The 17882-nt window shown below is 32.3% G+C and carries 17 protein-coding genes; 11 read left to right on the top strand and 6 right to left on the bottom strand.

The window, feature by feature from the left end; all coding sequences use genetic code 11:
• The first annotated feature begins 2 nt into the window (after positions 1-2).
• The 3 genes from OIF36_02965 to OIF36_02975 are packed head-to-tail and all read left to right on the top strand — an operon-like array spanning position 3 to position 1983.
• Entirely contained in the window at positions 3-965 is a 963-nt protein-coding gene (locus tag OIF36_02965) for a ketoacyl-ACP synthase III (protein ID MCV6599423.1), read from the top strand.
• A gap of 10 nt (positions 966-975) precedes the next feature.
• On the top strand, positions 976-1137 hold the full coding sequence (locus OIF36_02970; protein MCV6599424.1) for a hypothetical protein: 162 nt from the start codon (positions 976-978) through the stop codon (positions 1135-1137).
• Positions 1138-1164: 27 nt separating this feature from the next.
• Positions 1165-1983, top strand: coding sequence for an SDR family oxidoreductase (locus tag OIF36_02975; protein ID MCV6599425.1), 819 nt, complete (start codon positions 1165-1167; stop codon positions 1981-1983).
• Between the two features lie 93 nt (positions 1984-2076).
• On the opposite strand, the gene radC is transcribed toward OIF36_02975, so the two are convergent.
• On the bottom strand, positions 2077-2769 hold the full coding sequence (gene radC, locus OIF36_02980) for a DNA repair protein RadC (protein MCV6599426.1): 693 nt from the start codon (positions 2767-2769) through the stop codon (positions 2077-2079).
• A 134-nt stretch (positions 2770-2903) separates the two neighbouring features.
• Between radC and OIF36_02985 the strand changes: the two genes are divergently transcribed.
• The 7 genes from OIF36_02985 (at position 2904) to OIF36_03015 (ending at position 10658) form a co-directional block, all read left to right on the top strand.
• Positions 2904-4322 carry a replicative DNA helicase gene (locus tag OIF36_02985; protein MCV6599427.1) on the top strand — a complete coding sequence of 473 codons (1419 nt, stop codon included), beginning with the start codon at positions 2904-2906 and terminating at the stop codon, positions 4320-4322.
• Complete coding sequence (gene alr / locus OIF36_02990; GenBank protein ID MCV6599428.1) at positions 4312-5385, top strand: alanine racemase; 1074 nt, start codon at positions 4312-4314, stop codon at positions 5383-5385. The genes OIF36_02985 and alr overlap by 11 nt, the downstream gene beginning before the upstream one ends.
• Before the next feature lie 202 nt (positions 5386-5587).
• On the top strand, positions 5588-6877 hold the full coding sequence (gene murA / locus OIF36_02995) for a UDP-N-acetylglucosamine 1-carboxyvinyltransferase (GenBank protein ID MCV6599429.1): 1290 nt from the start codon (positions 5588-5590) through the stop codon (positions 6875-6877).
• A 116-nt stretch (positions 6878-6993) separates the two neighbouring features.
• Positions 6994-7476, top strand: coding sequence for a signal peptidase II (gene lspA, locus OIF36_03000; protein MCV6599430.1), 483 nt, complete (start codon positions 6994-6996; stop codon positions 7474-7476).
• The gene (locus OIF36_03005) at positions 7473-7967 is read left to right on the top strand and encodes a DUF3035 domain-containing protein (protein MCV6599431.1); all 495 of its coding nucleotides are present in this window, start codon (positions 7473-7475) and stop codon (positions 7965-7967) included. Before lspA ends, OIF36_03005 begins: the two co-directional genes overlap by 4 nt.
• Before the next feature lie 15 nt (positions 7968-7982).
• Positions 7983-9617: a glucose-6-phosphate isomerase gene (gene pgi, locus OIF36_03010; protein MCV6599432.1), complete on the top strand. Its 1635-nt coding sequence runs from the start codon at positions 7983-7985 to the stop codon at positions 9615-9617.
• Positions 9618-9686: 69 nt separating this feature from the next.
• Positions 9687-10658, top strand: coding sequence for a nitronate monooxygenase (locus tag OIF36_03015; protein MCV6599433.1), 972 nt, complete (start codon positions 9687-9689; stop codon positions 10656-10658).
• Between the two features lie 69 nt (positions 10659-10727).
• Here OIF36_03015 and mrdA read toward each other — a convergent pair whose 3' ends face one another.
• The 5 genes from mrdA to recA all read right to left on the bottom strand — a co-directional run bounded on the left by mrdA (position 10728) and on the right by recA (position 16251).
• Positions 10728-12542, bottom strand: coding sequence for a penicillin-binding protein 2 (gene mrdA / locus OIF36_03020; protein ID MCV6599434.1), 1815 nt, complete (start codon positions 12540-12542; stop codon positions 10728-10730).
• A complete protein-coding gene (locus tag OIF36_03025; GenBank protein MCV6599435.1) occupies positions 12535-13014 on the bottom strand; it encodes a hypothetical protein in 480 nt (159 codons plus the stop codon). Before OIF36_03025 ends, mrdA begins: the two co-directional genes overlap by 8 nt.
• 3 nt (positions 13015-13017) lie before the next feature.
• The gene (gene mreC, locus OIF36_03030; GenBank protein MCV6599436.1) at positions 13018-13848 is read right to left on the bottom strand and encodes a rod shape-determining protein MreC; all 831 of its coding nucleotides are present in this window, start codon (positions 13846-13848) and stop codon (positions 13018-13020) included.
• A 130-nt stretch (positions 13849-13978) separates the two neighbouring features.
• A complete protein-coding gene (locus tag OIF36_03035) occupies positions 13979-15031 on the bottom strand; it encodes a rod shape-determining protein (protein MCV6599437.1) in 1053 nt (350 codons plus the stop codon).
• 191 nt (positions 15032-15222) lie between these two features.
• On the bottom strand, positions 15223-16251 hold the full coding sequence (gene recA / locus OIF36_03040) for a recombinase RecA (protein MCV6599438.1): 1029 nt from the start codon (positions 16249-16251) through the stop codon (positions 15223-15225).
• 110 nt (positions 16252-16361) lie between these two features.
• On the opposite strand from recA, the gene rodA reads away from it, so the two are divergent.
• Positions 16362-17510, top strand: coding sequence for a rod shape-determining protein RodA (rodA, locus tag OIF36_03045; protein ID MCV6599439.1), 1149 nt, complete (start codon positions 16362-16364; stop codon positions 17508-17510).
• Positions 17511-17882: the final 372 nt, after the last annotated feature.

Consider the following 17882-nt stretch of genomic DNA (forward strand, 5'->3'; position numbering starts at 1 on the left):
TTATGAAAAAATCTGTTATAACAGGATGGGGATCTTATGTCCCAGAAAAAATATTAAGCAATAATGATTTAGAAAAACTAGTAGAAACATCTGATGAATGGATTACTAAAAGAACAGGTATAAAAGAAAGAAGAATAGCAGCAGATGATCAATTAACATCTGATTTAGCAGTAATAGCTGCAGAGAAAGCTATCAAAAAATCTGGGCTAGATAAAAACGATATTGATCTAATAATTGTTGCGACTACTACTCCAGATTTCACATTTCCTTCAACTGCTACTATAGTGCAAAATAAGCTTGGCATTGATAACAAATGCCCTTCTTTTGATATGCAAGCAGTTTGTTGTGGTTTTGTCTATGCATTCGCAACAGCAGATAACTATATAAAATCTGGAATGTATAAAAATATTCTAGTTATTGCTGCAGAAACAATGTCTAGAATTATTGACTGGACAGATAGAGGGTCTTGTATCCTATTTGGTGATGGAGCTGGTGCTTTTGTATTATCAGCGACAGAAAACACAGATAGAGGTGTATTATCTAACCACCTTCACTCAGATGGGTCTCATCTAGAATCTCTAAAAACCACAGGAGGAGCTTCATCTTCAGATAAAGTTGGTAAAATAACAATGGCAGGTAACGATATATTCAAACTTGCTGTTAATCTAATCTCTTCATCAATAGAAGATGCTCTTGAACACAATAATTTAACAGCTAACGATATAGACTGGTTCGTTCCTCATCAAGCAAACTTAAGAATCATCAAAGGTGTTGCTAAAAAGGTAAAACTAGAAAATGAAAAAGTTGTTGTTAATATAGAAAAAGTAGGGAACACTTCAGCTGCTTCAATTCCAATTGCTTGGGCAGAAGCATTAGAAGAAGGGAAAATAAAACAAGGAGATCTTGTAGTTATTGAAGCTCTTGGTGGCGGATTAACTTGGGGATCATCTCTAATTAAGATGTAAGGATTGAATTATGAGAGATGAAAATAAAACAAACAAAAACGAAAAAACTATGACTTTTGAAGAAAGAAAAAAAAGGAATTTAAAAATATACCCTGAAATAAAAGCTCTTCAAAAAGAATTGGATAAAGAAGTAAAAAGCAGAATAAGCGATAATGCATTTGTTTGTCTATAAATAAAATACAACTGAAAGGAAAATAGAATGGAATTAATGAATGGTAAAAGAGGTGTTATCATGGGATTGGCTAACAAAAAGTCAATTGCATGGGGAATATGTAACTCACTAAAAGAAGCTGGGGCTGAGCTTATACTTACTGCTCCAAATGAAAGAATGGTAGATAAAATTACTCCACTTGCAGCAGACTTAAATGCTGGTGAAGTTATTGAATGCGATGTTACTTCTACTGAAGCTATTAAAAAGACTTTTGAAGAAGTTGAAAAAAGAATGGGGAAAATAGATTTCCTAGTTCATGCTATTGCTTTCTCTGATAAAACAGGCTTAACAGGTGCTTACTATGACACAACAAAAGACAATTTCCTAATGACTATGGATATCTCAGTTTACTCATTTACAGCAGTTGCAAAAGAAGCTGGAAGAATCATGAATGATGGTGGCTCAATGGTAACTCTAACATATTACGGTGCTGAACAAGTGATGCCAAGATACAATGTTATGGGTGTGGCAAAAGCTGCTCTTGAAGCATCTGTAAGATACTTAGCACATGATTTTGGTCCAAAAGGAATTAGAGTTAATGCTATTTCTGCGGGTCCAATTAAAACTCTTGCTGCTTCAGGAATCGGTGATTTCAGATACATTCTAAAATGGAATGAGTTTAACTCTCCACTACAAAGAAATGTAACAATTGATGAAGTTGGTAACTCTGCTCTATATCTATTAAGCGATCTATCAACAGGTGTTACTGGTGAAAACTTACATGTTGACTCAGGATATCATACAGTTGGTATGTTAAATATGGATAGAGCGGCTGAGACATCAGAACTTCTATCAACAGTTAAATAATTATTAAATTAATTTTTAAATAAAAGCTTCTCATTAGAGGAGCTTTTTTTATATAAGCATACTAACAAAATACAGTTAATTTAAAATCACATTTTATATAATCATATTGGATTTAAAAGAGTAATGTCCCTCTCTTGAAATAATTATATGATCGTGTATAGAAACATCTATACCATTTAAAGTCTTCTTCAATTCTTTAGTCATCAAAATATCATCTTTACTCGGAGAGTTACTTCCACTAGGATGATTATGAACTAATATAATAGCAGAGGCTCCTAAATCCAAAGATCTTTTTACTATTTCTCTTGGATATACTGGTGTATAATCTAAAGTCCCTTCACTCTGAACTTCATCAGCAATAAGAACATTTTTTCTGTTTAAATATAAAACTCTAAATTGCTCTTCTTTTTTCCAAGCCATACTTGAGTGGCAATAATCAAGAACTTGTTGCCAATTTTGCAACACAGACTTATTAATAATTTTCTCTTGCGATAACTTTATAGAGCAAGCCTCTATTGCTTTTATTGCCGTAGCTGTATTTTTTGAAATTCCATTCACTTGCTCTAATAGAGATATTGGAGCAGAAACTACTTCTGCGAATCCGCCAAATTTATTAATCATTTCTTTCGCAAGAGGTTTAACATCTTTACGAGAAATAGTTTGGAACAATATAAGCTCTAAAAGCTCATAATCTGAAAGAGACTTTGCCCCTCCATTCCTAAATTTATCTTTTAATCTCTCTCTATGCCCATGATAATGAGGAGTGTTATTTTCTTTATTTGTCATGAGAAAACATTTAGCATTTTTGAAGAAAAAAATCAAACATAAAAAGTAAGTTAGATAGCTTATTTTTGAATTTAAACCCTCTTTCTACTTTTATTATTCTTGCTTTTTAAAAAATATTTGTGTATATTATAAGTATGGAAAATACAGAAGAAAAAACAAATGAATTACCTCACAACTTAGAGGCTGAGCAATCTCTTTTAGGAGCATTACTTTTAGACAATGAGTGTCTAGAAGAAGTTGGAGATATACTACTTCCATCATACTTTTACTCTCCTGTTCATAGCAGAATATATCAATCAATAGTTAGACTAATTGATAACAAACAATTAGCATCTCCTGTTACATTGAAAAACCACTTTGAACACGATGGAGATTTATCAGAAGTTGGCGGTGCTGCATATCTAAATGACTTAGCTATAAATGTATCAAGTCTAGTTAATGTACAAGACTATGCTACTATGATAAAAGACTTATATACAAGAAGACAACTTGTTCATATTGGTGAAGGTCTAGTTAAAGAATCTAAAAGATATGACATTGAAACTCCAGCATCTAATTTAATAGAGTCTTCAGAAAAAGAACTTTATGACTTAGCAGAGAAAGGTGAAAGCAAAAAAGGTTTTACTAACCTAACCGATGCTATTACTCAAGCTATTAACACTGCAGAAGAAGCATATCAAAAAGAAGGTGGTGTTTCTGGTTTATCTTCTGGGTTAGTAGATTTAGATAAAAAAATTGGTGGATTCCATCCATCTGCTCTTAACATTCTAGCCGGAGCTACAGCTATGGGTAAAACATCCCTTGCTGTTAATATAGCATTTAATGCTGTTAAAAACGGTGCAAAAGTTGCTTTCTTTTCATTAGAAATGTCAGCGGAAGAATTAGGAGCAAGAATCTTATCAGATGCTGCCAGAGTTCCTTCTCATAAAATGAGAAAAGGTGACTTAGATGATAGAGACTTTACAGCATTTACAAATGCAGTTAATACTCTAATGAATGCAGATATGTATATCGATGATACTCCTGGCATATCTCTTCCAGTTCTTAGATCAAGAGCTAGAAGACTTCAAAGAACAAAAGGCCTAGACATGATTGTAGTGGATTACCTACAGTTAATGACTACAGGATCTCTAGGAAGACAAGAAGCTAGACATTTGGAAATTGCAGAAATTTCCAGAGGGTTAAAGGGTCTAGCAAAAGAATTATCAATACCTGTTATTGCTTTAGCTCAGCTAAATCGTGGAGTTTCTCAAAGGGAAGATAAAAGACCAATGTTATCAGATTTAAGAGAATCTGGTTCCATTGAGCAAGATGCCGATGTTGTTATGTTCGTGCATCGTGAAGAATACTACCTTCAAAGAGAAGAGCCAAAAGAAAACGAAGAAAAATATGCTGAAAAATTAGAAAAATGGCAAATAGCTATGAGCAAAGTCCAAAACAAAGCAGAAGTTATAATCGCGAAACAAAGACATGGTCCTGTTGGGGCAGTACACCTGTTCTTTGATGGTAGGTTTACGAAGTTTGATAATTTGGAACAGAGTCATGATTTATAATGCTATATTAACTATAAAAAAGAATGTAATTGTTAAAAACTATAAAACAATAAGAAAGCAAGTTGGCAAAGTTCCAATTGCTATTATGCTAAAAGCAAATGCATATGGATGTGGCATTAATAAAATATTTGGACTTCTATACAAAGAAGGAGCTAGAGATTTCTTTGTAGCTAATTTATCAGAAGCTTTACAACTAAAAGAGTCCATTAATACTCGTGATGCAAATATATATGTATTACATGATATTGCAAAAGAGAATTATAAAATATATTTAAAAAATAAATTTATACCCGTATTAAACACCTGTGCTAATATATATCTATGGGCGGAAAAAGGCGAAAGAATGCCTTGTTTAATACACTTTGATTCTGGACTAAACAGGCTAGGATTAACACTTCAAGACTCAAGATGCCTAAAAGAAGATGGCATCCTAGATAAACTAAACATTAAATATGTTATTTCTCACTTTGCATGCTCTCAAAACGATGACCAAACTTATACTTTAAAACAACAGAAAAACTTTGAACAAGTTATGAGGTTATTTCCTGAAGGCACAAAGTTCTCTATAGCTGACTCTTCAGCCATATTCAAAAATAAGAAATATCACCTTGACATGGTAAGAACAGGCTCTGCCTTATATGGAATAAACCCTACTAATCTTTCTAGCAATCCTATGAAAAATGCTATAGAAATAAAAGCTAGAGTCATACAAATAAAAGATGTGAAAAAAGGTGATTCAATAGGCTATGATCAGAAATATATAATGCCAAAAGATGGTAAAATTGCGATTATTGGAGTAGGATATGCTGACTCTATTATGAGATCTCATATGAACAGTGGAGCATTTTATTTTAATGGCAAAAAACTTCCTATTTTAGGAGTTATCTCTATGGATTTAACGACTGTTGACATAACTCGATTAAAAACCAAAATTAAAGAGAATGACTTAGTTGAAGTAATAGGAGATAACCAAGACTTAGATACTTTTGGTGCAAGCGGTAAAACTTCAGGGTATGAAATCCTTACATCTTTAAGCGACAGATACATCTGGAAGTTCAAATAAACCTTGCAATATTACACTTTATGTTTTATGCTACCTCTAAAATAAACTATAATACTTTTACATTTATAGTTGCTAAGTTTTAAGGAAAGTTGTGCTTTAAATTTTAAAATTGTAATTTTAATGTATATATAAATACCTGAATTTCAATTTTAAAATTTAAAGCTCAAATCTTCTTAAAAGGTAGTAACCAGGAAGGGAAAGAATGGATAAAATAGAAGTAATTGGCAACGGTCCTCTAAAGGGTAAAATAAATATAAGTGGAGCAAAAAATTCTGCTCTTAAAATAATGGCGGCATCGATATTAACTGATGATATTTTACATCTAACAAACATGCCTTATCTAGCTGACATAACATCTATGTGCAGATTATTAAATGGTATGGGGGTAAAAATCTCCCTAGATGGCGGAGCTGGTCCAAAAGGAAACACTGGTCGAGCAATGGCATTTCATGCTAAAGAGTTAAAACAATTAAAAGCAAGCTATGAAATTGTAAAAACATTTAGAGCATCTATTGTAGTTTTAGGTCCTTTACTTGCAAGATTTGGGGAAGCAGAAGTTTCTTTACCTGGTGGTTGTGCTATTGGAGCTAGACCTGTTGACTTACATCTAAAAGGTATGGAAGCTCTTGGAGCTACTATTGCAATAGAAAATGGATATGTGAAAGCTAAAGCTCCTGAAGGAGGCTTAGTAGGAGGAAATATTAAATTCCCCGTTGTATCTGTTGGAGCTACAGAAAACACTTTAATGGCAGCAACATTAGCAAAAGGAAAAACTGTTTTAGAAAATTGTGCTATAGAACCAGAAATCAATGATATTATAGATTGCTTAATAAAAATGGGAGCAAAAATATCAGGTAAAGGTACAAGAACCCTAACGATTGAAGGAGTAGAAAAATTAAATGGTTGCACTCATGATATCATCGCAGATAGAATTGAAGCAGGAACCTATGGAATTGCTGCTCTTATAACAGACGGTGAAATTGAGCTTATAGGAGCAAAAAGACAAGACCTTGAATCTTTTATAGAAATTGTAGAAAAAACTGGTGCAGAAGTTATAGATACAGAAAAAGGACTAATATTTAAAAGAAAAGACAATACTGAATTACAATGTGTTGACTTTACAACAGAGCCTCATCCAGGGTTACCTACAGACTTGCAAGCTCAACTTATGGCATTAATGACAATTGCTAAAGGCAGTGCAAATATTTGTGAAACGATTTGGGAAAATAGATTTATGCATGTACCTGAATTAAATCGAATGGGAGCAAACATTGAAATCTCTCATAATAATGCCATAGTACATGGAGTAAAAAATCTTATTGGCTGCCCCGTTATGGCAACAGATTTAAGAGCATCAGCATCTTTAATATTAGCTGGATTAATAGCAAAAGGCACAACTATTGTTGATAGAGTTTATCATCTAGACAGAGGATATGAGCAAATAGAAGAAAAATTATCAGCCGTAGGTGCTAAGATTCGAAGAATTAAGTAAAATATATGATGCTTTTACTATTTAACTAATCTTATATAACATTAATTATATAATCATTAAGCTAATTTATCATTAAATACTTGCTTTTTTAAAAGCTATTCTATATATTTTAACTCATGATTAATAGTAAAAAAATATCACTAATTGGCTATGCTACATCTATTATTATAGTAATATTAGATCAGTTATCTAAGCACTTAATTTTAGGAGTTTTAGATGGTATTAACTCTATAAAAATTACCAAGTTTTTCAATTTATCTCTTGTCTATAATAGAGGCATAAGCTTCGGCATGATAAATGGAGGAAGCTTGTTAGAGTTGTCAATTATTGCTACTATAACATTATCAATATCCATAATTTTAATAAATTGGTTAAGAAAAAGCACTTCTTTATATAAAAGCACTTCTATCGCTCTTATATTAGGAGGAGCTATCGGTAATGCAATAGATAGGTTTCTACACATAGGAGTTGTGGACTTTCTGGATTTTCATTTTAAGAATTATCACTTCCCTGCTTTTAATGTTGCAGATTCTTGTATATTCATTGGTGTAGTTTTAATGCTATTAGAAAATGTTTTTATAAAAGGTGAATCAAAATGAAAAAATTAATAGTTAGTTTATTGTTAGTTTCATGTATATCAGCTTGTGCTATTGACAAGCAAACTTTAGGTTTAGGAAGAAGGACTCCTGATGAGTTCACTGTTATAACCAGAAAGCCATTATCACTCCCTCCAGAGTATAATGTTACACCACCTGTAAACAAAGGGATTACTTCAAGCAATATTTCCAATGAAGTAAAAAACTCTGTTTTAGGAGAAAAAGATTCTATAAATAAACTTAATAACGAAGATAAATCTTTTCTATCTACAATAAATGCAGATAGCTCAGATAAAAACATTAGAGAAGAATTAACAAACAATAGTAATCCTGCAAATAATAGAAAAGTAGTTAACAAAATAATGTTCTGGAAGAACAAAGACAACTCCACTATTATAGACAATGCAGAAGAAGCTAAAAGGTTAAAAGAAAACAAAAAACAAGGCTATAAAATCAATAATGGCAATGTGCCTGTGATAGAGCCTAAAAAATAAAAGGATAAAAAAATAATGGGAAAAAATATAAGAGTTGCAGAAGTTACTAATCTGCTACAACTAAACAAAGATTTTATTTCAAAAGTAAAAATGAATACTTTATTTAATGAAAATCCGAATAGATTTAAAGATTTTTCTATAAAGTATTCTGGCATTCTTTTTGACTATTCTAAAAACAGAATAAACCATGAGACTATGGAACTTTTAATAAGACTTGCTAAAAACTGCAACCTAGAACAAAAAAGAGACGATATGTTTAGTGGTGAAAAAATAAATTTCACAGAAAACAGAGCAGTTCTACATACAGCATTAAGAAGCAAATCATCATCACCTCTTATTGTAGATGGAGTAGATGTTAGACCTTTAGTTAAAGAAGAATTAGATCATATGGAAGCTTTTTCTGACTCTGTTAGAAATGGAGAATGGAAAGGTGTCAATGGAGACACTATTACTGATGTTGTTAATATTGGTATTGGAGGATCTTACTTAGGGCCAGATATGGTTTGCAATGCTTTAAGAGCATACTCAGATAGAAATATAAAAATGCACTTTGTATCAAATGTTGATGGTGCTGATTTAGCTGAAACTTTAATAAAACTAGATGCAAGCAAAACTTTATTTATTATTGCTTCAAAAACATTTACTACAAAAGAAACAATAATGAATGCAAACAGTGCTAAATCTTGGTTCATAAAAGAAACTGGGCAAAATGATATTAGCAAAAACTTTGTTGCTCTTTCAACAAATGAAAAGTCAGTTTCAGAATTTGGTATTGATAAAGAAAACATGTTTAAATTCTGGGATTGGGTAGGAGGAAGATATAGTGTATGGTCTTCTATTGGATTACCTATTGCTATATCTGTAGGAATGGATAACTTCTACAAGTTCTTAGATGGAGCTTACAGTATGGATTATCATTTCCAACAAGCAGAGTTAAGTAAAAACATTCCTGTAATTATGGGGTTATTAGGGTATCTATATAATAACATTTGGAACTTACAAAGTTATGCAGTACTACCGTACTCTCAATACTTAAGCAAGCTTCCTTCATATCTACAACAACTAGACATGGAAAGCAATGGTAAAAGAATAACAAAAACCGGGCATAGAGTAAGCATAGGTTCAGGACCTGTTATCTTTGGTGAAGCGGGAACAAATGGTCAACACTCTTTCTATCAGCTATTACATCAAGGAACAAAAATTATTCCTGCTGATTTCATTGCATTTAAACAAAATCTAAGAGGCAATGCAAATCATCACACAACTTTACTTTCAAACTTCATTGCTCAAACTGAAGCTCTTATGATTGGTAAAACAAGAAATAAAGTTCTAAAAGAAATGAGAGCAAAAGGATTCAAAGAAACAGAAATTGAAAGACAAGTAAATCATAAAATATTTGAAGGGAATAGACCTACAAACTCTATTCTAATCGATAAGCTAACTCCTTTCTCTCTTGGAGAGCTGGTTGCAATGTACGAACATAAAGTATTTGTTCAAGGTGTACTTTGGGATGTAAACTCTTTCGATCAAATGGGTGTTGAGCTAGGTAAAGTTCTAGCAGTTCAAATAGAAGACGAAATCAGAAGAAAAGAAGCTGATGAAATAAATCATGACTGTTCAACTGTAGCTTTGATAAAAGAGCTATTGTAAAGCTTTCTTGACTTTTCAATAAAAAAATAGTATATCTAACTTAATTATTTTAAATTAATGGAGAAAAAAATGGCTAGTATAAAAAAAATGATGAAAAAAGGTTGTGAATTTTTAGGAACTAAGTATGCTGTAATGGGCGGAGCGATGTCTTGGATATCAGAAAGCAATTTAGTTTCAGCTGTTTCAAATGCTGGAGGATTTGGAGTTATAGCAAGTGGTTCAATGCCTGCTGAAATTCTAAGGGAAGAAATTGAAAAAACCAGAGCAAAAACAGACAACCCTTTTGGTGTAAATTTAATTACATTACATCCTCAATTAGATGAACTTGTTGAAGTTTGTTTAGATGAAAAAGTTTCTCATGTTATTCTAGCAGGAGGATTGCCTAAAGGTGAAACTATTAAAAAACTTAAAGAAGGCGACATAAAAGTTATTTGTTTTGCTCCTGCATTAATACTAGCAAAAAGGCTTATAAGAAATGGGGCTGATGCTCTTATTATTGAAGGTGCTGAAGCTGGTGGACACATAGGTCCAATTGCTACAGGTATTCTAGCTCAAGAAATTCTACCAAACATCACAGAAGTTCCTGTATTTGTTGCAGGTGGTATTGCTACAAAACAAATGGTTGAGTGCTATCTAGAACAAGGTGCTGCTGGAGTTCAAATTGGAACAATAATCGCCGCTGCTAAAGAATCTATTGCTCATGAAAACTTCAAGAAAGCATATTTCAAAGCAAGTGCTAGAGATGCTATCGCATCTTCTCAAATTGACTCAAGATTCCCTGTAATCCCTGTTAGAGCAATCTCAAATAAAGCAAGTAAAGACTTTATGGAATTCCAAAAACAAATAGTTAAGAAATGCGATAATGGAGAATGTGAAGTTGCTGAAGGGCAAGCTCAAGTTGAACACTATTGGGCTGGAGCTTTAAGAAAAGCTGTTATTGAAGGTGATATTGAAACAGGATCTCTTATGGCTGGACAAATTGTTGGACTAGTAAAAGAAGAAAAACCTGTTAAAGAAATCATCGAAAGTCTAGTTAACTAATTAAAGTTAAGATATAGAAATAAAAAACTCTCCTAATTAGGAGAGTTTTTTTATAAATTAAATAAAAATCTATTTCTTTTGAATTTTACTTAGTAACTTTTTAGCTATAGGTGCTGCAACAGAACTACCCCCAATACCATGTTCAACAACAACACAACAAACATATTTAGGATTATCTATTGGAGCATAACCAATAAACAAAGCATGATCTCTATGCTTCCAAGGAGTCTCTGTAGTTTTTTCATAACCATCTTCCCTCTCTCTCATAGAAATTCTTTTAACCTGAGAAGTACCCGTTTTACCTCCCATTTTCATATCCTTATTTCTAATTCTACTTCTGTAAGCTGTACCTCTTTTATTATTAACTACTCCTGCCATAGAATCTAAGATTACTTTAAGATGTTTTTTACTATACCCCAAGTCTTCAGGAACTGGAGGAACATATTTTTCACTTCCAATTTTTGAAACAATATGAGGATATATCTTTCTCCCTCCATTAACCAATCTTGAAGTCATAACAGCTAGTTGCATTGGAGTAGTTTGCACGAAACCTTGACCGATTGAAGCGATAATAGATTCTCCCAATTGCCATCTCTCTCCAAACCTAGCCATTTTCCAAGCTGAGGTAGGAATTAATCCTGCTTTCTCTCCTGTTAAATCAATATTAGTTAATTCACCAAGCCCAAAATCAAATGCAACTTTAGCTATCTCATCCATTTTTATTTTTTTTGCAAGCTCATAGAAAAATACATCACACGATTGCTCCATAGCTTCAATTACATTAACAGATCCATGACCCAGCTTCTTCCAACAGTGAAATCTGTGATTACCTACATCCATATGCCCAGGGCACTCAAATCTAGTTCTCGTAGAAATAGCTCCAGCTTTAAGAGCAGCTAAAGCAACAATTGGCTTAAATGTTGAACCGGGAGGATATAAACCCGAGACAACCTTATTTGTTAATGGAGCAAGCTCTGAATTGATTAAACTTTTCCAATGCCCCGGAGATATTCTTTTCACAAAATCATTAGGGTCGAAAGATGGAGAAGAAGCTATAGAATAAACCTCTCCTGTATTAGCATCCATAACAACTGCACTTGCACTTTTTTCTTTATCTATAATACTTTGAGTATATTGTTGAAACTCGCTATCGATTGACAAAGTTATATCTTTACCAGACTCTCCTTTTTTTTCATCCAGTTTTCTTATTTTTCTTCCATAAGCATTAACCTCTGTTTCCGCAAAACCAACAAAGCCTCTTAACTGTTTATCATAGTATTTCTCTATACCATTCTTACCTACTCTAACACCAGGAAGAGAAAGAACTGGATCATCATCATTTCTTAGCTCTTTATCAGAAACCTTACCAACATATCCTAAAAAATGAGCTGCCATTTTACCTAAAGGATAATATCTATACTCTCCAATTTGAGTAAGGACTCCCTTTAAGTTAACAGAGTTAACTTCTATTTTTGCAGTATCTTCCCAAGTAATATACTCTTTAATCATCACAGGGAAAAATTTTCTTTTTCGCTTTATTTCTTTTTGTATTATACTTATATCAGAATCTGTAAGCCCTATTATCTTTTTTAATTTTAACAACATCAGATCGAGATTAACTACTTGCTCTGGTATCATAATAGCTGAAAAGCTGTTTTTATTATCAGCTAAAATTTTTCCATATCTATCTAATATCTTACCTCTTGATGGAGCAATAAGCTCTGTTTGTATAGAGTTATTCTCTGCAAGTTTTCTGTACTTATCAGACTTCATAATTTGTAAATAAAACATATTACCTACAAGACTAGAGAAAAGTATAAACTTCCCTCCTCCAATTAAAAACTGCCTTCTAGTTATAATGTCATTTAAATTAAATCTACTCATGATCTTCTATCCATTGAAACACCTTATAGAACATCGGATATGTAAGAGACAATAAAATGAAGCCCATAATATGAGTTAACCCTTCTACAAGCTTCATTGCAATTAGAGAAACAAGAGCATAATCAACTATATATATAATCAATAACCATATACAGAAAGTTATCCATTTAATAAAGAATGTTTGTCCTCTTAATATATATCTATTATTATAAATCAGCCTAGAGAAAAATAGTATTATTAAAGATGATGATCCCAATAACCCACCTGAGAAAAAGTCAAAAATCAATGAGATAAAGAAGATAAACACTGGGGGGAAATGATAATCATTTTTACACTGCCATACAAAAAAACAAGGTATAAACCATGGTATAAATATATTAGCCACAAATGGGAAAGGTATTATACTAACTATCAAAAATAAAATTGATATAGCCATATACTGTAAACTTGAGTAAGATATATTTCTTAGCATATTCTAGTCTTTCTCCTCTATTAAAACCGATACAAACTCTACTTTATTAAAGTTTGTAGCAGGGCTAACTTCTATTCTGCCAGAATCTATATAAGATACTGTCCCAATAAATAAACCAGGCAAGAAAACAGAGCCATCTCCTGATGTTATAATCCTATCGCCAATGGTTATTTCTGCATTTTCAGGTAAATAATCCAACCTTAAAGTACTACTATTTTGACCAGCTACTATTACTCTATCCCTAGTTCTTTCTACGATAGCAGGAACTTTAGAATCAACATCTGTTATTAATAATACATTTGAAAAATCTTTATCTGTCTCTAGAATTCTTCCAACTAAACCTCTTGATGACATTACACTTTGATTTTTTTCAAAATTAGAAGACTCTATAACCACATTTCTATGAAATCCTCTAGAGTTATCTATAGCAATTCTTGAAGATTTAAAATCATAATCAAAACCATCAGAGAACTTTAATAAGTCTTGTAATGATTTATTCTCTGCTTCAAATCTAAGAGCTTTATTTCTCCAAGCTTGCATAATTGCATTCTCTTCTAAAAGTTTTTTATTTTTTTTATTAAGAGAGGAAACAGTATTAAAATTTAAAAAGAAATCATCTATCGTATTTGTTAATGTATTAGCAGAACTAAAAATAGGAGAAAAAGAGTCATAAAGAGCCATTTTTGATTTTTCTAAACTTGTAGATTTTGTAGCCTCTAGGGTTAATAACATAATTGATAACAATATACAAATAATCATATAAAGCTCTTTTATAAGACTTGAGCTTAAAGACATTTTTGTAAAATGTAAATTCTGCTTATGATGTTTTCCCATTTTATTCTCGCATATTGTTTTATACTATTGATTTTATATTAATAATGACATTATGTCAATTTATAGATAATCTAAAGAAAAAGCACCATTTTGACATCATCAAAATGGCACTTTTAAATATAAAAATCTATTAAGATCTTACAAAGATACCACTGTGTGCTGATAGAGCTTTAGAGCTTTCTAAAGCTTGACCTGTCCCAATAGCCACACATGATAAAGCATCATTTGATACAGATACAGGAAGTCCTGTTGCTTTTCTTAAAACAGCATCTAAGTTTTTAAGAAGAGCTCCACCACCTGTTAACACAATACCTTTATCAACGATATCAGCAGCTAGTTCTGGTTCTGTGTGCTCAAGCACCATTTTAACACCATCAACGATTGATGCTACTGGCTCAGCAAGAGCTTCAGCAACTTGTCTTTCAGAGATAACCAATTCTTTTGGTATTCCCTTCATCAAATCTCTACCTTTGATTTCAATTTTTTGACCTTCACCTTTTTCAGGAGGACAAGCAACCCCAATTTCTTTTTTGATTTGCTCAGCAGATCTTTCACCTATGCACAAATTATGAGTTCTTCTAATGTATGAAATAATAGCTTCATCCATTTTATCTCCACCAACTCTAACAGATTTAGCATAAACTATACCACCTAGAGAAATAACAGCCACTTCTGTTGTTCCACCACCGATATCAACAACCATTGAACCTGTAGGTTCTTTTACAGGAAGCCCTGCACCGATAGCAGCAGCCATTGGCTCTTCAATTAACTGTACTTCTCTAGCACCTGCAGATTCTGCAGATTCTCTAATAGCTCTTCTTTCAACTTCTGTAGCACCTGTTGGGATACAAATAACCACTCTTGGGCTTATGAAACTTTTTCTATTATGAACTTTTCTAATGAACATTTTAATCATTGCTTCAGCAACATCAAAATCTGCAATCACACCATCTCTAAGAGGACGGATAGCTTGTATGTTCCCAGGAGTTCTTCCTAACATTTGTTTTGCTTCTTCACCAACAGCTCTAACAACAGGTTTTGAGCCATGAGATGAAAATTCCATTGCAACAACAGAAGGCTCATTAAGAACGATACCTCTACCACTCACATAAACAAGAGTGTTAGCTGTTCCTAAATCAATGGCCATGTCTGTTGATAGAAATCCAAATACCTTTTCAAACATTCTTTTGCCTTTCTAAATTATTATATTAAAAGCCGATTTTTACTTTAAATCACAAATGTAAAAATCCTTTTTTTTCAAATATATATGATAAAACCAACTTTATTCTTATACTAACTCTTTTTATAAACTAAAACGAATCTTTTTTCAAGCAGAAAAAAGATTCGTTTCATTAATTTTTTAATTTTAAATTATTATTCTGAAATCTCTTCAGTTTCTAGTAGCATTGCTTCTGAAACCAAACCTGCATTTTCACGAATTTTATTCTCTACTTCTGCACATATTTCTGGATTGTTCATTAAGAAAACTTTAGCTTTTTCTCTACCTTGTCCTAATTTTTCTCCATTATATGAGAACCAAGCTCCAGATTTATCAACAATATCACATTGAACACCAAGATCTAGAATTTCTCCCATTTTTGAGATACCTTCTCCATACATAATATCAAACTCTACATTTCTGAATGGAGGAGCTAATTTATTTTTAACAACTTTAACTTTTGTTTTATTTCCGATAATTTCATCTTTATCTTTGATAGAACCTATTCTTCTGATATCTAAACGAATTGAAGAGTAGAATTTAAGAGCATTACCACCTGTTGTTGTTTCAGGAGAACCAAACATCACACCAATTTTCATACGAATTTGGTTAATGAAAATAACGATTGTTTTTGATTTTGAAACAGATCCTGTTAATTTTCTAAGAGCTTGAGACATCAATCTTGCTTGAAGCCCCATATGAGAATCTCCCATTTCGCCTTCCAACTCAGCTTTTGGTACAAGAGCAGCAACACTATCTACAACTAAAACATCTAAAGCTCCTGAACGAACTAAAGTATCTGTAATTTCTAATGCTTGCTCACCCGCATCTGGCTGAGATATTAATAAATTATCAACATCGACTCCTAATTTATTAGCATAAGCTGGATCAAGAGCATGTTCTGCATCGATAAATGCACATGTTCCACCAATCTTTTGAGCTTCTGCAATTACATGAAGAGCTAAAGTTGTTTTACCTGACGATTCTGGACCGTAAACTTCAATAATTCTACCTCTTGGTAGTCCTCCGATTCCCAAACCTATATCTAGGCCTAAAGATCCAGTTGATACTGTTTCAATATCAATTGCTTCTCTATCTCCCAGCTTCATGACAGACCCCTTACCGAAAGCTCTATCAATCTGTGTTAAAGCTGCTTCAAGAGCTTTTGACTTATCTTCTGACATAATATTTTCCTTTTCTTTTTATGAGTTTTTTTACTATTAAATTAATAACACTGATAAAAAAATAAATCAAGCATTTACTTTTATAAAAATACAGTATATATTGAAAAAATATGTTGATAGATAATCTGAAAAAGAAAAAAACATTTTTTGAAAAATTGAAGCTAATAAATCCTATATTTATTGGCTTAATTGTTTTACTTTCGTGCATAGGGTTTACATCCTTATACTCAGCAGCTGGAGGAAATATAAATCCATGGGCTTCTAAACAAATACTGAGATTTTTCTTAGGATTTGCAGGGATGATGATAATTGCTTTTATGGATTTGAAAACAATATTAAAACTATCATATTTAGCTTATTTTGGCTCTCTTGTTTTATTAGTTCTTGTAGAAATAGTTGGAGATGTAGGAATGGGAGCTCAAAGATGGATTGACTTAGGCTTCATGAAATTACAACCATCAGAGGTTATGAAAATAGCTCTAATTATGGCTTTAGCAAGATACTTCAATGCTACAGAAGAAAACTCTATGAAGAGTATTAAATTTTTAATACCTCCTAGCTTAATGATATTATTACCTGTATTGTTAGTTTTAAAGCAACCAGATTTAGGAACAGCTCTTATATTGGTTGGTCTAGGAGCATCTGTATTCATACTGTGTGGATTATCATATAAACTATTAGGCATTGCTGTTCTATTAGTTAGTGGCTCTTTGCCCTTTGTATGGAATTATGGATTAAAAGACTATCAAAGAGGGAGAGTATTAACCTTCCTGAATCCAGAAAGAGACCCTCTTGGAGAAGGATATCATATAATACAATCAAAAATAGCATTTGGCTCTGGAGGACTTTGGGGAAGAGGTTTTCTTAAAGGATCTCAAAGTTATTTAAACTTTTTACCAGAAAAGCAAACAGATTTCATCTTCACTTTATTCGCAGAAGAATGGGGATTCGCTGGAGTTTGTTTAGTTATGCTTTTATATACTTTAATACTTATATATGGCTTTATAGTAGCACTTAATTGTCAAAATATTTTCGGAAAAATATTAGCAACCGGAATAAATATTAACTTATTCTTGTATATATTTATTAATATAGGAATGATTACAGGAATGCTTCCTGTAGTTGGAGTGCCTTTACCTCTATTTTCATACGGGGGAACTGTAATGCTTATAACAATGGCTGGTTTTGGCTTTATACTAAACACAGCAATAAACCATGACCAAAGATTAAACTGGAAACCTAAACTTGGAGATTTCTAAGAAAATCATATTATTTTTATCAGACTAATTTATTTTAATTGTCATTATGATTAGCGGAGCGAAGAAGAATCTCACTGTGTTACTGATACCCTCTCTACTATGTCATTCTGAACGGACACACTTGTGTGGTAGTGAAGAATCTCATTGTGTTACTGGATGTAAATTAACATTCCACAAGCTCGAAAAGATTCTTCACTTTGTTCAGAATGACCACATAATAAAATAGCATAGTGAAAAGATTTTTCGACTCCTTGCAGTCGCTCAAAATGACTAGGAAAAGAATTCGGATTTTAAAAAATTTTAGATTATTAAAAAGCCCCTAATTAAAAAATAGATTATAAGCTTATTTTAGGTGAATTATTTTTGAGCGAA

The sequence above is a fragment of the Alphaproteobacteria bacterium genome (genome assembly GCA_025800285.1).
Taxonomy (GTDB): Bacteria; Pseudomonadota; Alphaproteobacteria; order JAOXRX01; family JAOXRX01; genus JAOXRX01.

Bases quoted from the DNA above. Each gene is read 5' to 3' on its own strand.
- OIF36_02965 (MCV6599423.1), top strand. From the start codon at position 3: ATGAAAAAATCTGTTATAACAGGATGGGGATCTTATGTCCCAGAAAAA.
- OIF36_02970 (MCV6599424.1), top strand. From the start codon at position 976: ATGAGAGATGAAAATAAAACAAACAAAAACGAAAAAACTATGACTTTT.
- OIF36_02975 (MCV6599425.1), top strand. From the start codon at position 1,165: ATGGAATTAATGAATGGTAAAAGAGGTGTTATCATGGGATTGGCTAAC.
- radC (MCV6599426.1), bottom strand. From the start codon at position 2,769: ATGACAAATAAAGAAAATAACACTCCTCATTATCATGGGCATAGAGAG.
- OIF36_02985 (MCV6599427.1), top strand. From the start codon at position 2,904: ATGGAAAATACAGAAGAAAAAACAAATGAATTACCTCACAACTTAGAG.
- alr (MCV6599428.1), top strand. From the start codon at position 4,312: ATGATTTATAATGCTATATTAACTATAAAAAAGAATGTAATTGTTAAA.
- murA (MCV6599429.1), top strand. From the start codon at position 5,588: ATGGATAAAATAGAAGTAATTGGCAACGGTCCTCTAAAGGGTAAAATA.
- lspA (MCV6599430.1), top strand. From the start codon at position 6,994: ATGATTAATAGTAAAAAAATATCACTAATTGGCTATGCTACATCTATT.
- OIF36_03005 (MCV6599431.1), top strand. From the start codon at position 7,473: ATGAAAAAATTAATAGTTAGTTTATTGTTAGTTTCATGTATATCAGCT.
- pgi (MCV6599432.1), top strand. From the start codon at position 7,983: ATGGGAAAAAATATAAGAGTTGCAGAAGTTACTAATCTGCTACAACTA.
- OIF36_03015 (MCV6599433.1), top strand. From the start codon at position 9,687: ATGGCTAGTATAAAAAAAATGATGAAAAAAGGTTGTGAATTTTTAGGA.
- mrdA (MCV6599434.1), bottom strand. From the start codon at position 12,542: ATGAGTAGATTTAATTTAAATGACATTATAACTAGAAGGCAGTTTTTA.
- OIF36_03025 (MCV6599435.1), bottom strand. From the start codon at position 13,014: ATGCTAAGAAATATATCTTACTCAAGTTTACAGTATATGGCTATATCA.
- mreC (MCV6599436.1), bottom strand. From the start codon at position 13,848: ATGGGAAAACATCATAAGCAGAATTTACATTTTACAAAAATGTCTTTA.
- OIF36_03035 (MCV6599437.1), bottom strand. From the start codon at position 15,031: ATGTTTGAAAAGGTATTTGGATTTCTATCAACAGACATGGCCATTGAT.
- recA (MCV6599438.1), bottom strand. From the start codon at position 16,251: ATGTCAGAAGATAAGTCAAAAGCTCTTGAAGCAGCTTTAACACAGATT.
- rodA (MCV6599439.1), top strand. From the start codon at position 16,362: ATGTTGATAGATAATCTGAAAAAGAAAAAAACATTTTTTGAAAAATTG.